Here is a 14,374-nt window from a genome sequence, read left to right as displayed (position 1 = left end):
CCTGCGGTCAGATGCAACCGCTCACGCGGATCCGCCGCCCGCGCATCCACCGGCGTACGTACCGCCGGCGCCCAACGTCAATGTGTGCGCGAACGTCGGGCGGCGGATCAGCGTGAGCGGTTGCATCTGACCGCAGGTCCATCTGCTTGACTGACGGCCGTGGACCGCGCTTCGTTCGACCGTCTCTTCGACATGACCGACCGCACCGTGATCGTCACGGGCGGTACCAGGGGCATCGGCCTCGCGCTGGCCGAGGGCTTCGTCCTGGCCGGCGCCCGCGTCGTGGTGGCCAGTCGCAAACCCGACGCCTGCGAGCGGACCGCGGAGCATCTGCGCGGTCTCGGCGGACAGGCCATCGGCGTGCCCACGCACCTCGGGGACGTCGACGCCCTCGAGGCGCTGGTGCAGCGCACCGTCGACGAGTTCGGCGGGATCGACGTGGTGGTGAACAACGCGGCGAACGCCCTGGCGCAACCCCTCGGGGAGATGACGCCCGAGGCGTTGGCCAAGTCCTTCGAGGTGAACCTGCGCGGACCGGTGTTTCTCGTGCAGGCCGCGCTGCCCTATCTGAAGGCGAGCGCGAAAGCCAGTGTGATCAACATGGTCTCGGTCGGGGCGTTCAACTTCTCGGCGGTGACCTCGATCTACTCCTCGAACAAGGCCGCGTTGATGTCGTTCACCCGGTCGATGGCCGTCGAGTTCGCGTCGTCGGGCATCCGGGTGAACGCGATCGCCCCCGGGCCGGTGGACACCGACATGATGCGCAACAACCCGCAGGAAGCCGTCGACGCCATGGCACGCAGCACGTTCCTCAAGCGGCTCGCGTCACCCGACGAGATGGTCGGCACCGCACTGCTGCTGGCGTCGGATGCCGGTAGCTACATCACCGGCACGGTCATGATCGTGGACGGCGGCGGAACGCCTCGCTAGCCTCCCGCATCTCACCGCTGGTGGAGGCCAGGATCTGGCTGCGGTTCTCCAGGTGCAGGGCCGCCTCCAGGCTTGACGCCTCGAGGTTGGCCCACAGCACCTGCTTCGTCGACTCGAGGCCGAACTTCCCGTAGCCGCACAGCGTCTCGGCGATCGCCATGGCGTCGAAGACGACGGCTTCGTCGGTCGACACCCGCGACACCAGGCCGAGCCGCAGGGCTTCGGGCGCGTCGACCGCCCGTGCGGTCAGGATGAGATCGAACGCGGGGCCCGCGCCGATGATGCGCGGGAGCGTGTAGCTGACGCCGATGTCGCAGCCGCCGAGCCCCAACTTGATGAACTGGGTGCAGAAGCGCGCCGACTCCGAGGCGATGCGGATGTCGCAGGCCAGCGCGATGCCCATCCCGCCGCCGTAGGCGACGCCGTTGACCGCGGCGATGACCGGTTGGCGCAGCCGGTGGATGCGCGCGGTCAGGTCGGCGATGCGTTCCTGCCATCGCATACCCGAACGCGGGAACTCCGTTCCCTCGCCCGCCTTGTTGGGATTGGGAGCGGTGAGGTCAAGGCCCGAGCAGAAGCCACGTCCGGCGCCGGTGAGCACGACGACGCGGCACTCGTTGTTCGCATCGATCTGCGCCAGCGTCGCGTGCAGATCCTCGACGAGTTCGTAGGACAGCGCGTTGAGCTTCTCGGGGCGGTTCAGCGTGAGCACGGCGATGTCGGGACGCGGGTAGGCCAGTTCGAGGTGCGGCATGCGCACACGCTAACCCCCGCCCGGTTTCACACGCTGCTGCGCCATCCCTCGACGCCGACAGCGATCATCCGCAGCTGTTTGACCGCCACTCGTTTGATCTCGTTGAGCGCGGCCTGGTCGTGGGCGTCCTCGATGGCCTCGGCGATCACGATCATCGCGTTGACGAACAGGCTCGCCAAAATGTTGAGGTCTTCGCTGCTCCAGGAGTTCAAGCCAGGGAAGCGGGCCAAGTCGATCGCCAGCTCGGAGGTGATGAGGCGGATCTCGGTGCGGATGGCGTACCGCAGCACGGTGACGCCGCTGTTGCGTTCGCGTCCGATGAAGCGCCAGTGCTCGCGGCGTTCGTTCACGCCGTCGATGAGAATGTCGACGCTCGACTCGATGACCCGCTTCGGGTCGAGCCTGCCGGCGCGGGCCCCACGCAGCATGTCCCGCAGGCTCCGGAACGACTCATCGATCAACACGAGGCCGAGGGCCTCCATCGACTCGAAGTGCCGGTAGAACGCGGCGGGCACGATGCCCGCTTCGCGGGTGACCTCCCGCAGGCTCAGCGCGGAGAAGCTGCGGTCCTCGAGGAGTTTCAGCCCGGCGGAGACGATCGCCTGCCGGGTGGCCTCCTTGCGCTCCTCCCGGGACATCGTCGACTCGCGGGATCGTGATCGTCCCGACCGGCTCGGCCGTGAACCAGGCGTACGACTGTTCACTATGTGAAACCTACCACAACCTGGGTGAATGGGTTGACGAGGTGCTGCAGAAGGCGCAACGGTGTACATATGTTCACTCAAACGTTGACCCGGGGCATCCGGGACAGAGTGCTCGCGTCACCGCTGGTCGACCTGCTCACCGGGCCCCACGGCGTGGACCGATACACCGAGCTCGTCGCGCCCACCTGGACGCGGGGAGAGGCTCGCGCAGAGGTCGTCGCGGTGCGCCGCCAGACCCCGCGCAGCGTCACGCTCACCCTCGAGCCGAATCAGGCGTTCACCGGTTTCCGTGCCGGGCAGCACATCAACCTCACCGTCGAGATCGATGGTCGCCGTCGCACGCGGCCCTACTCGCCGGCCAACGCCGAGGGGGCTCGCTATCTCGAGCTCACGGTGGGGCGCCACGACGGCGGCCTGGTTTCCGGCTACCTGTGTGACCACGCCCGCCCCGGCATGGTGGTGGGTCTTGATTCGGTCGGCGGTGACTTCGTACTCCCCGATGACGCCCCGCGGCGCCTCCTGTTCGTGTCCGGCGGCAGCGGCATCACCCCGGTGATGTCGATGGTGCGGACGCTGCGGGCCCGCGGCTACGGCGGCGAGGTCGCGTTCATCCACTACGCCCGTTCGCTCGAGGACGCGTGTTACCGCGCCGAGCTCGACGCGATGACCGGTGTGCGGGTGCTGCACGGCTACACACGCACGGCGGCCGGATCCGACCTGGACGGCCGGTTCGGCCCTGCGCACCTCGCCGCGGCCATGCCGGCGCCCGACGCGGTCTTCGTTTGCGGCCCGCCCGAACTCGCGTCCGCCGTGCGTGAGCACTGCACCGACGTCCGCTCGGAGAGCTTCGTCCCGCCGACCTACGACCTGCCCGCCGAACCCTCCGGCGGCACCGTCACGTTCGCCGAGAGCGGGGTCGAGGTGACCGACGACGGTCGCCCCCTGCTGGAGCAGGCCGAGAGCGCGGGCCTGAGCCCCGAGAGTGGATGCCGGATGGGCATCTGCCACAGCTGCACTCGCCGCAAGACACGCGGCGCGGTGAAGAACCTGATCACCGGCGCGGTGTCCGCCGCCGAGGAGGAGGACGTGCAGATCTGCGTCTCGACTCCCGTCGGCGACGTCGACATCGCGCTCTGACCCGAAGGAGATCGACATGACCGTCATCACCGACACCCAACTGCGCGCCGCGCACGAGCCGCGCGCCCTCGAGAAGACCGTCGCGGGCAAGAAGGTCCGCATGACCGCCGAGCAGGCCGAGGCCTTCGGCCGGGAGCTCGATGCGCTCAAGGAACGCGTGATCGCCGACCTCGGCGAGCGCGACGCCACCTATATCCGTCGAATCATCAAGACGCAGCGGGCTTTCGAGCTCGGTGGCCGAGCGCTGCTGTTCGGCGGTGTCTTCCCGCCGTTCTGGCTGGCGGGCACCGCGCTGCTGGGCCTGTCGAAGATCCTCGACAACATGGAGATCGGCCACAACGTCATGCACGGTCAGTACGACTGGATGGGCGATCCGGCCATCTCCAGCCGCGGCTTCGAGTGGGACACCGCGTGCCCGGGGGAGCAGTGGCGGCACTCGCACAACTACATGCACCACACGTATACGAACATCGTCGGCATGGACCGCGACGTGGGTTACGGGATCCTGCGGATGAGCAAGGACCAGAAGTGGAGTCCGTACTTCCTCGGCAACCCCGTCTACGCGTTCCTGCTGATGGTGTTGTTCCAGTACGGCGTCGCGCTGCACGAACTCGAGACCGAGCGGATTCGCGCCGGCGAGATCACGATCGCCGACAAGCGCGAGATCCTCGAGGGCATCTGGCGCAAGACCAAGCGCCAGACGCTCAAGGACTACGTCGCGTTTCCGTTGCTGGCCGGGCCGTTCGCACCGTGGGTCGTCGCGGGCAACCTGACCGCGAACCTGATGCGCAATGTGTGGTCTTACATGATCATCTTCTGCGGCCACTTCCCCGACGACGTCCAGGAGTTCTCGGTCGAGGAGACCAAGGCCGAGACGCGGGGTCAGTGGTATTTCCGGCAGGTGCTGGGTTCGGCGAACCTCACGGGTGGGAAGCTGTTTCACATCCTGAGCGGCAATCTGTCGTTCCAGATCGAGCACCACCTGTTCCCGGACATCCCGGCGCACCGCCTCGCCGAGATCTCCGAAGAGGTCAAGGAGATCTGCACCCGCTACGGAATTCCGTACAACAAGGGATCGCTGCCGCGGCAGTTCGCGACGGTGGTGCGCAAGATCGTCCGGCTCGCGCTGCCGGGGTGAGCGTGGGTCAGGTCTGGCAGACCGGACACCAGTAGGAGACGCGATCGCCCGGGTTGCCCGGGCGGGGCGAATCCGACTGGATCGGCGTGCCGCACCGACGACAGGGCCGCCCACGTCGTCCGTAGACCCACAGGTCGCGACCGCTGCGGGTGTCTCCCGTCGTGGTCCGGTTGACGCGGGACCTGTTCAGCCACAGCATGTCTCGGGCCCGCTGCACCATTCGCAGCGGGTCCTTGACGTTGCCGACCGGGGTGGTGGGAAGGTAGCCGGTGACGAAGCACAGTTCGTTGGCGTAGACGTTGCCGACGCCGGCCATCACGCGCTGATCCAACAGCGCCTCGGCCAGCGGCCGCTGCGGGTCCGCGACGAGGTTGGCCTTGGCGGCGCGCGGTTCCCAGCCGTCACCCAGCAGGTCCGGACCGAGGTGGGCGACGGCCTCCATATCGCGATCGCGTGGCAGGATTTCCAGCACGCCGAGGTCGACGCCCGCGGCGCGGGAGTCGCTGGTGTGCAACAGGATCCGGATCTTGTACTCCGGCACCCGCCGAATCTGGCCGCCGATCAGCCAGGCGCCCTCCATCTTCAGATGCGAGTGGATGCTGGCGTCCCCGACCCGGATGAACAGGTGCTTACCGCGGCTGAGGACCTCGTCGACGACCGACCCCGTCAGGTCCACCGTCGCGAACTTCGGCACCCGCACGTCACAGCGCGTGAGCTGCTTACCCGCTAGCGCCTCGCGCAGTTTGGTGGCGGCGCGGTAGACCGTGTCACCTTCGGGCATGCGTCAGCGCCCTCTGTTCTTCGCGCAAGCTCTCATCACCGTAACCGCAGGCCGCGCGGCGTCCTGACGAAGCCCGCGCCAAGCAGTGCGTCGTGCACCGCCCCGCGCTCGCCCTCGGCACCCGGTTCGAGCACCGGCACCCCATTGACCTTCTCGACGAGGAACGAACCCACCCGACCGCTGCTGACCAGTTCGGCGAGGGCCCCCGCCGCCGCGATGTGTGCATCGGCGTCGCCGGAGAAGCTCAGCAGCGAGCGCCCCCCGCGCTCGAGGAACCACACCAGTTCACCGTCGACCATCGCGACCAGCGCACCGGCCTTGCGGCCCGGGCGGTGCGTGACGTCGTCATCGGACCGCCTCGTCGGCCACGGAAGCGCCGCGCCGTACGGGTTCGCCGGATCGGCCGCCGCCAGGACGATCGCCCGGTATTCGCGGTGGTCCTGGTCGACGCTGTCCAGATAGGTGCGCAACCGGTCGACCGTCGAGGCGACGGCGAACTGGGCGCCGCCGAGCGACTCGACGAAATAGCCGCGCTGACAACGGCCCGCGTCCTCGAACGCGGTCAGCACCTTGTAGAGCATCGCGAAGCCGCCGGGCACCCCCTCGGCGCCGACCGCACCCTTGGTCAGCACTCCGTGCCTGCCGAGAAGCAGCTCGGCCTGGAAGTGCGCGCGCACGGTCGATTCCGGTTCGGCGACGGGCAGCGCCGACCACCGGCCCGCCACCGTCGGGTCGGCGTTGCGGGTCTGGGCGTGCGCGACGCTGTAGCTGCTCAACCGGGGCGCACGCCTGCGCTGCCGGTGCGCGGGCGCGCTGCGCCGCCCGGCCGGCCCGCGGGTGCCCATCAGCTTCGCGCGCACCGGCGCGAACGTGTCGCCGGTGACCCAGCCCGCCCAGACCAGATCCCACAGCGCGTTCTTGTGGTCGTCGGTCGGATTGTCGGCGAGCTGCCGGAAAAAGAAGGCTCCGCCGCGATCGAGCGTCTCGAGGATCGCCCGGTGGACGTCGGTGAACTCGATCTCGATCGGGGCGTTCAACGTCAACGGCGCCGACTCGGCGGAGTGGAACGCGATCCAGCCGTCGCCCCCTCCGATCTGCCCCGCACCCGACCACATGACCTCGCCGGAGGCCAGGAGTTCGTCGAGCATCGCGGGCTGATAGTCGCGGACGCGCTGCCCGAACACCAGCGGTTCGACGGCCGACGCCGGAATCGGAACGCCCGCGAGCTGATCGATCACGGTCGCGAGACCGTCGACGCCGCTGGTGTGCGCCGAGCCGACCGACTGCCAGGCGGGCAGGAAGCGCCCGTAGGCCGCGGTGCTGACCGGTTCGATCTGCGCGCGCAGCGCGGCCAACGACCGGCGCCGCAAAATCTTGAGCACGTCGGCGTCACACCACTGCTCGGCGGCCGCGGGGTCCGAGACGGGCAGATCGGTGAACTCGCCGCGAATCAGCTTGCCGTCGATCGCCATTCGGCCCAGCACATCAGCGGTGACGCGCAGACCCAGGCCGAACCGGGCCGCCGCGTCGTGCGTGGTGAACGGTCCCCGGGTGCGGGCGTAGCGGCCCAGCAGCTCACCCAGCGGGTCGTCGACCGATTCGGTGAACGCCGTCGGGATGCCGACGGGTACGGCGACGCCGACGCCGTCGCGCAGCAGGCCGATGTCCTCGATGGCCACCCACCAGGTTCGGTCGGCGAAGGAGACGGTCAGCGCACGCTTGGCCCCACGCAGGCCGTCGAGCCACCCGCCGATGTCGGACGTCGTGCAGCGCTCGGCGATCTCGGTCTCGGTCAGCGGACCCAGCAGCCGCAGCAGATCGGCCACACCCTCGGCGTCGCGGGCCTGGCGGTCGTCGCTGAGGTGTTGGAGCTGTCGCGTGGTGCTCGTGATGACCTGTGGATCGAGCAGCTCCCGCAGCTCGACGCGGCCCAGCAGTTCCGCCAACAGCACGCTGTCCAACGACAGTGCGGCGGCGCGCCGTTCGGCCAGCGGGCTGTCGCCCTCGTACATGAAGGCGCCGACGTAGCCGAACAGCAGCGACGCCGCGAACGGGGATGGCGTCGTGGTCTCCACCTCAACGAGGCGCAGCCGACGCTGGGCAACGCGGTGCATCAGCTCCGTCAACGCCGGCACGTCGTAGACGTCTTGCAGGCACTCCCGCACCGCCTCCAACACGATCGGGAAGTCGGGATACTTGCGCGCGACGTCCAGGAGCTGCGCGGCACGCTGCCGCTGATGCCACAGCGGGGAACGTTTCCCCGGATGGCGGCGCGGCAGAAGCAGTGCGCGGGCGGCGCATTCGCGGAACCGCGACGCGAACAGGGCCGAGCCGCCCACCTCGGCGGTGACGATCGGCTCGATCTCGTCGGCGTCGAACACGAACAGGTCGGCCCCCGGGGGCGCATCCTCGGTGTCGGGCAGGCGCACGATGATGCCGTCGTCGGAAGCGGTGGGCTTCTCCTCGATGCCGTACCGCTCGCGCAGCCGTCGCGACACTGCGAGCGCGAGCGGGCCGTGCACCCGCAAGCCGTACGGCGAGTGCAGGATGACCCGCCAGTCGCCGAGCTCGTCGCGGAACCGTTCGACGACGAACGTGGTGTCCGACGGGACGACGCCGGTCGCTTGACGCTGGTCGTCGATCAGCTGCCACAGGTTGTTGGTGGCGAAGTCATCGAAACCCATTGCCCGGCAACGTTGGTCGAACTCATCCTTGCCCAACCGGGCGAGTTCGCCGGTGTAGGCCCCGACAGCCGCCCCGAGCTCGGCCGGGCGGCCGACACCGTCGCCGCGCCAGAACGGGAGCCGCGCCGGCTGGCCCGGCGCGGGGACCACCAGGACGCGGTCGTGGGTGATCTCGGTGATCCGCCAACTCGTCGCGCCGAGCGAGATGACGTCGCCGGGGCGCGACTCGTAGACCATCTCCTCGTCGAGTTCGCCGACGCGCGAGGGCTTTTCGGAGTCGGTGGCCAGATAGACGGTGAAAAGGCCGCGATCGGGGATCGCGCCGCCGCTGGTCACCGCGAGGCGCTGGGCGCCGGGGCGGGCGGTCAGGGTACCCGTGTCGCGGTCGTACACCAGGCGGGGCCGCAGCTCGGCGAACTCCGTCGACGGGTACTTGCCCGACAACAGGTCCAGCGTCGCTTCGAACGCGCTGCGCGGCAGGGTGGCGAACGGGGCGCTGCGCCGCACCGCGTCGAACCAGCGGTCGGCGTCGAGGGGTTCGAGCGCGCACGCCGCCACGGTGTGCTGCGCCAGCACGTCGAGTGGGTTGGTGGGCACCTGCATGGTCTCGATCTCGCCGGACAGCATGCGCTTGACGGTCACCGCGCAGCCGATCAGGTCGGTGCGGTGCTTCGGGAACAGCACACCCTGTGAGATCTCGCCGACCTGGTGGCCCGCGCGGCCGATGCGCTGCAGCCCGCTGGCCACCGACGGCGGCGCCTCGACCTGGATGACGAGATCGACTGCGCCCATGTCGATTCCGAGCTCCAGGCTGGAAGTGGCGACGACGGCCTTGAGCCGGCCGCTCTTCAGGTCGTCCTCGACGATCGCCCGCTGCTCCTTGCTGACCGAACCGTGGTGGGCCCGGGCCAGCAGGGTCGGCGCACCCGACGCCTGCCCACTGCCCATGATGTGCGCGGGAGAACCGCCCGCGACGCCGGTGTTGGGTCCGGTCTGCAGCTCCTGGCCGGTTCGTTCGGCGTGAATCTCGTTGAGCCGTGACGTCAGCCGTTCGGCGAGCCGGCGCGAGTTGGAGAACACGATCGACGAGTTGTGCGCCTCGATCAGGTCGACGATGCGTTCCTCGACATCCGGCCAGATCGTGTTGTTCTCCAGGTTGGCCATGTCGGGCACCGGCACCTGGACCGACAGGTCGAATGTCTTGGCCGCCGGCGGAGCCACAATCGTCGTGCGCGCCTGACCCGACAGGAACCGCGCCACCTCTTCGGGCGGGCGGACAGTGGCCGACAACCCGATCCGCTGCGCGGGTTTTTCGAGAAGTTGGTCCAGCCGTTCGAGCGACAGCGCGAGATGGGCGCCGCGTTTGGTGGCCGCGACGGCGTGCACCTCGTCGACGACGACGGTCTCGATGCCGGTCAGGGTGTCGCGTGCCGCCGAGGTCAACATCAGGAACAGCGACTCGGGCGTGGTGATCAGGATGTCGGGCGGGCGGGCGATCAGTTCGCGGCGCTGCGCCGGGGAGGTGTCGCCCGACCGGACTCCGACGCTGATCTCCGGGGCCGGGACACCGCTCCGGTCGGCCACGCGCGCGATACCGGTCAGCGGCGTGCGCAGGTTGCGCTCCACGTCGACGGCGAGCGCCTTCAGCGGGGAGACGTACAGCACCTTGGTGCCGGCGCGCGGTTCAGCGGGGGCCGACGCCAACCGGTCGATGGCCCACAGAAACGCCGCGAGCGTCTTACCCGAACCGGTCGGTGCGATGACGAGCGTGTTGTCCCCGTCGGCGATCGCCGTCCAGGCCTGGGCCTGGGCGGGCGTCGGTTCGGCGAACGTGCCGGTGAACCACTCCCGGGTCAGGTCGCTGAACCGGGCGAGGGGGGATTTGCTCATCGACTCCATGGTGCACCCCACCACCGACACTTCTTCGCCACTTCTCCCCGCGAGCAGACGCAAACCCGCCGCTTTTCGGCGATTTTTGGGCAGCTTTGCGTCTGCTCGCGCTGGTCAGCGGCGTTTAGGGGAGACCGCTTCGCGCAGGGAGGAGGGGATGCCTGGGACCCGACCGACCGCGTCGTGCAGCGCGTGCGCACACGCGTCGGCGACCTGACCGGCGTCGATCGACGGATCCATCAACCGTTGCCTGCACATCTCCAGGGTGAACGCGAGCCAGCCGTAGACGGTGATGCGCAGGTCGCGCTCGACCTTGGAGTCCAGCTCGTCGCCGAGCGCGGCGTGGATGCGGCTGAGGATCCGGTTGGCCTGGCGGTCGTTGTCGGTGTCCTCGATGCCCCGCAGCACGGGGTCGGAGCGGCCCGACCCCACGTAGGCCGCCCACGCGCCGTGAGGATGGTCGTTGTCGTACCGCAGATAGGCGAGCACACCCTCGCGCACCTGGTCGAAGAGGCTCTGGTCGGGCCGGGGTGGCGTGTTGGTCGCTTCGAACAGCCGCTCGCCCTCGGCGCGGATCACCGCGGCGAAGAAAGCCCGCTTGTCGGGGAAGTAGTGATACATCAGCGCCCGCGACACCCCGGCCCGCTCGGCGATCTCGTCGATGCGGACCTCGTCGTAGGGCCGTTGCCCGAACACTTCGGCGCCGAGCGTCAGCAGTTCGCTGCGTCGGTCGGCGGGCGACAGCCGCCGTCGGGGCTCGGCCATGCGGCCATCGTAGTGAACACATGTCAAACAGCGCTGCGCCCGGAGTATTCCGACCGCTGCGGGGTAACCCCGCGCAAGAACAGACATCGGAACGAGAGGCGATCGATGAGTTTCCCCGAACAACAGCAGTCACCGCCCGGCGTGCAGAGCGAGATGACCCCCGCTCCCGACTGCGGTGAGACGAGCTACCGCGGATCGGGCCGGCTGACCGGCAAGCGCGCGATCATCACCGGCGGCGACAGCGGCATCGGTCGCGCGGTCGCGATCGCCTACGCGCGTGAGGGTGCCGACGTGCTGATCGCATACCTGAACGAGGACGGCGACGCCAAAGAGGTGCAGAAGTACGTCGAGGACGCCGGGCGCAAATGCGTACTCGTGGCGGGTGATCTGTCGGACCCGGCGCACTGCCGCGCCGTCGTCGACCGCGCGGCCGCGGAGTTCGGCGGTATCGATGTGCTCGTCAACAACGCCGCCTACCAGATGACGCACGACACCCTCGACGAGATCAGCGACGAGGAATGGGATTACACGTTCCGGCTCAACATCGGCGCGTATTTCTACCTCGTGAAGGCCGCTCTGCCGCACATGGGTCCCGGCGCCTCGATCATCGGCAGCTCGTCGGTGAACTCCGACATGCCGAATCCGAAGCTGGCACCCTATGCGGCGACCAAGGCCGCCATCGCCAACTTCTCGGCAAGTCTGTCGGAGATGCTGGGGGAGAAGGGCATCCGTGCCAACAGTGTGGCGCCTGGCCCGATCTGGACCCCGTTGATCCCCTCGACGATGCCGCCGGAGAAGGTCAAGCAGTTCGGCGAGAACACGCCGCTGGGCCGTGCGGGTCAGCCGGTCGAGTTGGCGCCGGTCTACGTGATGCTCGCATCGGACGAGGCGAGTTACGTGACGGGTGCGCGGATCGCGGTGACCGGCGGCAGGCCGATCCTGTAGACCGAACTCCTACAATGGCGCGATGATTGAGTTGCGCGTCGAGCGCACCATCGCCGCGGCACCCGAGCGTGTATTCGACTGGCTCGCCGACCCGAAAGGCCTCACGGCGGCGCCGCTCGTCCTGGGCGCCAGGCTGGCGAAGGGATCGTCGGAGCTGAAGGCAGGCGCGGTGCGGACCGTGACCGGCGCCGGCATGTGGTTTGAAGAGGAGTACACGACCTACGACCCGCCGCGCAGCTACTCCTATCTCATCCTGCGCTCGGTTCCGGGTTTCGTGCACGACGGCGGGACGCTGACGTTCACTCCCGCGGACACCGGTACCCACGTCGAATGGGTGACGAGATACACCCATCCGCTCTGGTCCGGCGGAAAGGCCTTCGAACCGGTGAGTTCGCGGCTGCTCAGGTGGAACTTCCGCGCCATCCTCGACGGCTGCGCCAAGGCGCTGGAGACGACCTAACCGAAGTGCACGCCCTGTGCCAGCGGTAGTTCGGTCGAGTAGTTGACGGTGTTGGTGGCCCGGCGCATGTAGGCCTTCCACGAGTCCGACCCCGACTCGCGGCCGCCGCCGGTCTGCTTCTCGCCGCCGAAAGCGCCTCCGATCTCGGCGCCCGAGGTGCCGATGTTGACGTTGGCGATCCCGCAGTCCGAGCCGTCGGCGGCCAGGAATCGCTCGGCCTCGCGCATGTCGAGGGTGAAGATCGATGATGAAAGACCCTGCGGGACAGCGTTGTTTATTGCAATCGCCTCGTCGAGGGTGTCGTATGTCATCACGTAGAGGATCGGGGCGAACGTCTCGGCATGCACGACCTCGGTCTGGGCGGGCATGCGCACCACCGCCGGTGCGACGTAGTAGGCGCTCTCGTCGCCGACGTCGTGGCGCTGCCCGCCGATGACCTCACCGCCGTCGGCACGGGCGATCTCCAACGCGCGCACCATGTCTCGATAGGCCGTCTCGTGGATCAGCGGGCCGACGAGCGTGCCGTCGATTGACGGGTCGCCGACGGGGAGTTGCCGGTACGCGGCGGTGATCCGCTGGACCACGTCGTCGGCGATGGAGGAGTGCACGATCAGCCTGCGCAACGTCGTGCACCGCTGACCCGCCGTGCCCGCGGCGCTGAACACGATGGCGCGCACCGCCAGTTCGAGATCCGCGGACGGCGTCACGATCGCGGCGTTGTTGCCGCCGAGCTCGAGCAGAACCTTGCCGAACCGCTGGGCCACCCGCGGGCCGACCTGCCGGCCCATCCGCACCGACCCCGTCGCGCTGAGCAAGGCGACCCGCGGATCGTCGACGAGGCGTTCGCCGATCTCGCGGCCGCCCTGGATCAATTGGCTCACCTCCGGTGGGGCCCCGACATCGCGGGCCCCGCGGTCGATCAATGCCTGACACGCCAGCGCGGTCAGCGGGGTCAGCTCCGACGGCTTCCACACCACGGTGTCGCCGCACACCAACGCCACCGCCGCGTTCCAGGCCCACACCGCGACGGGGAAGTTGAATGCGGTGATCACGCCGACCACGCCGAGCGGATGCCAGGTCTCCATCAGCCGATGACCGGGGCGCTCGGAGGCGATCGTGCGGCCGTAGAGCTGACGCGAGAGCCCGACGGCGAACTGGCAGACGTCGATCATTTCCTGCACCTCACCGAGGGCCTCGGACGTGATCTTTCCGGCCTCCAGCGTCACCAGGGCCGCGACGTCGGCCTTGTGGGCGGACAGCAGCTCACCCAACCGCCCCACCAGCGCGCCACGGACCGGCGCCGGCGTCGTTCGCCACGTCGTGAACGCTTCAGCCGCTTCGCCGATCGCGCGGTCGGCGTTCTCGGCCGTCGTTTCCGGAACGGTGAACAGCACCTCACCGGTGATCGGTGTGCTGGCCTGCAATCCGTGCTCCCCGGGGGCGCCGAGGTCATCGTCGAAGCCCACGGCGTGGAGTGCGTCGAGTGCGCGCGTGCGCAGCATCTCGACGGAGGGGAGTGTCGCTGTCGCCATGGTCGTCATTGTGCTGCTTTCTCGTAGAGCTCGTAAGGGTCGTGGACGGGTCGGCCGATCCGGTCGGACAACCAAGCCGTGCTGTAGTCGAAACCACCGACCGATTCGTCGGCCCGTGCGTCGTCGTCGAGGTTCGACCGGAAGATGCCCGCCGCCGAGGCGGGCAGGAAATCCTCGTAGACAACCGGTTTCAACGAGTCGCCGCCGCGGTAGTAGGCCAGCCCTGATGCGGCCAGCTCTTCGTCGGTGGCCGGGAAGTACTGAGCCCAGACGGCGGCCGGATCCGGTGCGGCCATCGCGGCGTCGTAGCGTTCGCGGCCTCGGGGCGTCAACGCCACCCACATCAACCACCTCACACCGCGGGTGCTCGACATCGACGAGTTGTACCGCCGGATGACGAATCGCGGTATCACGATGATCGACGCGATCCAGGGCCCACCGCGCGTCGACGCACCACCGGTGCTGTTGCGGCAGACGTCTTTTCGCGCGCTCGCCGAGCAGCGGCGCTTTCGCGAGCCGGACGGCTCGGTGTCGGAGGGCGTGCTGCGGGTGCGCTTCGGCGAGGTCGAGGCCCGCGGGGTGGCGTTGACGCCCCGAGGCCGCGAACGCTACGACGCCGCGATGGCCGCACCGGATCCGGCCGCCGTCTGGGCT

12 protein-coding genes and 1 pseudogene are annotated in these 14,374 nt (G+C 68.9%); 6 read left to right on the top strand and 7 right to left on the bottom strand.

The genetic code is table 11. The features are described from left to right. Positions 1-159 precede the first annotated feature (159 nt). A complete protein-coding gene (locus A5698_RS04475; RefSeq protein ID WP_067086961.1) occupies positions 160-930 on the top strand; it encodes an SDR family NAD(P)-dependent oxidoreductase in 771 nt (256 codons plus the stop codon). Here the strand turns inward: A5698_RS04475 and A5698_RS04470 are convergent. Both A5698_RS04470 and A5698_RS04465 read right to left on the bottom strand, forming a co-directional pair. After that, positions 896-1,684, bottom strand: a complete 789-nt coding sequence (locus tag A5698_RS04470) for an enoyl-CoA hydratase/isomerase family protein (protein ID WP_068293723.1) — start codon at positions 1,682-1,684, stop codon at positions 896-898. The genes A5698_RS04475 and A5698_RS04470 overlap by 35 nt on opposite strands. Positions 1,685-1,710: 26 nt before the next feature. Next, positions 1,711-2,388, bottom strand: coding sequence for a TetR family transcriptional regulator (locus A5698_RS04465; RefSeq protein WP_067086956.1), 678 nt, complete (start codon positions 2,386-2,388; stop codon positions 1,711-1,713). Between the two features lie 69 nt (positions 2,389-2,457). Between A5698_RS04465 and A5698_RS04460 the strand changes: the two genes are divergently transcribed. Continuing rightward, on the top strand, positions 2,458-3,525 hold the full coding sequence (locus tag A5698_RS04460; RefSeq protein WP_068293720.1) for a ferredoxin reductase: 1,068 nt from the start codon (positions 2,458-2,460) through the stop codon (positions 3,523-3,525). A 16-nt stretch (positions 3,526-3,541) separates the two neighbouring features. Then, positions 3,542-4,663, top strand: a complete 1,122-nt coding sequence (locus A5698_RS04455; RefSeq protein WP_156670610.1) for a fatty acid desaturase family protein — start codon at positions 3,542-3,544, stop codon at positions 4,661-4,663. 7 nt (positions 4,664-4,670) lie between these two features. On the opposite strand, the gene nei2 is transcribed toward A5698_RS04455, so the two are convergent. The 3 genes from nei2 to A5698_RS04440 form a co-directional block, all read right to left on the bottom strand. After that, the gene (gene nei2 / locus A5698_RS04450; RefSeq protein ID WP_068293716.1) at positions 4,671-5,444 is read right to left on the bottom strand and encodes an endonuclease VIII Nei2; all 774 of its coding nucleotides are present in this window, start codon (positions 5,442-5,444) and stop codon (positions 4,671-4,673) included. A 35-nt stretch (positions 5,445-5,479) separates the two neighbouring features. Further along, complete coding sequence (locus A5698_RS04445; protein ID WP_156670609.1) at positions 5,480-10,018, bottom strand: ATP-dependent helicase; 4,539 nt, start codon at positions 10,016-10,018, stop codon at positions 5,480-5,482. A 114-nt stretch (positions 10,019-10,132) separates the two neighbouring features. Then, positions 10,133-10,783 (bottom strand): TetR/AcrR family transcriptional regulator, encoded by a 651-nt coding sequence (locus A5698_RS04440; protein ID WP_068293713.1) that lies wholly within the window; start codon positions 10,781-10,783, stop codon positions 10,133-10,135. A 105-nt stretch (positions 10,784-10,888) separates the two neighbouring features. Between A5698_RS04440 and A5698_RS04435 the strand changes: the two genes are divergently transcribed. Beyond that, positions 10,889-11,728 carry an SDR family oxidoreductase gene (locus A5698_RS04435; RefSeq protein ID WP_068293710.1) on the top strand — a complete coding sequence of 280 codons (840 nt, stop codon included), beginning with the start codon at positions 10,889-10,891 and terminating at the stop codon, positions 11,726-11,728. A gap of 22 nt (positions 11,729-11,750) precedes the next feature. After that, positions 11,751-12,188, top strand: a complete 438-nt coding sequence (locus A5698_RS04430) for an SRPBCC family protein (RefSeq protein WP_067086936.1) — start codon at positions 11,751-11,753, stop codon at positions 12,186-12,188. Here A5698_RS04430 and amaB read toward each other — a convergent pair. Together amaB and A5698_RS04420 are read right to left on the bottom strand one after the other, a co-directional pair. Continuing rightward, a complete protein-coding gene (gene amaB / locus A5698_RS04425; RefSeq protein WP_068293707.1) occupies positions 12,185-13,729 on the bottom strand; it encodes an L-piperidine-6-carboxylate dehydrogenase in 1,545 nt (514 codons plus the stop codon). The genes A5698_RS04430 and amaB overlap by 4 nt on opposite strands. Continuing rightward, on the bottom strand, positions 13,726-14,016 hold the full coding sequence (locus A5698_RS04420) for a 2-oxoadipate dioxygenase/decarboxylase family protein (protein WP_502688873.1): 291 nt from the start codon (positions 14,014-14,016) through the stop codon (positions 13,726-13,728). The genes amaB and A5698_RS04420 overlap by 4 nt, the downstream gene beginning before the upstream one ends. Before the next feature lie 28 nt (positions 14,017-14,044). Between A5698_RS04420 and A5698_RS04415 the strand changes: the two are divergent. Further along, positions 14,045-14,374 (top strand): annotated as a pseudogene (locus A5698_RS04415) (2-oxoadipate dioxygenase/decarboxylase family protein); the annotation flags it as partial.

The sequence above is a fragment of the Mycobacterium sp. E136 genome (assembly GCF_001666865.1).
In the GTDB taxonomy this organism is placed as follows: domain Bacteria; phylum Actinomycetota; class Actinomycetes; order Mycobacteriales; family Mycobacteriaceae; genus Mycobacterium.
This window is presented reverse-complemented; position numbering and strand designations above follow the sequence as displayed.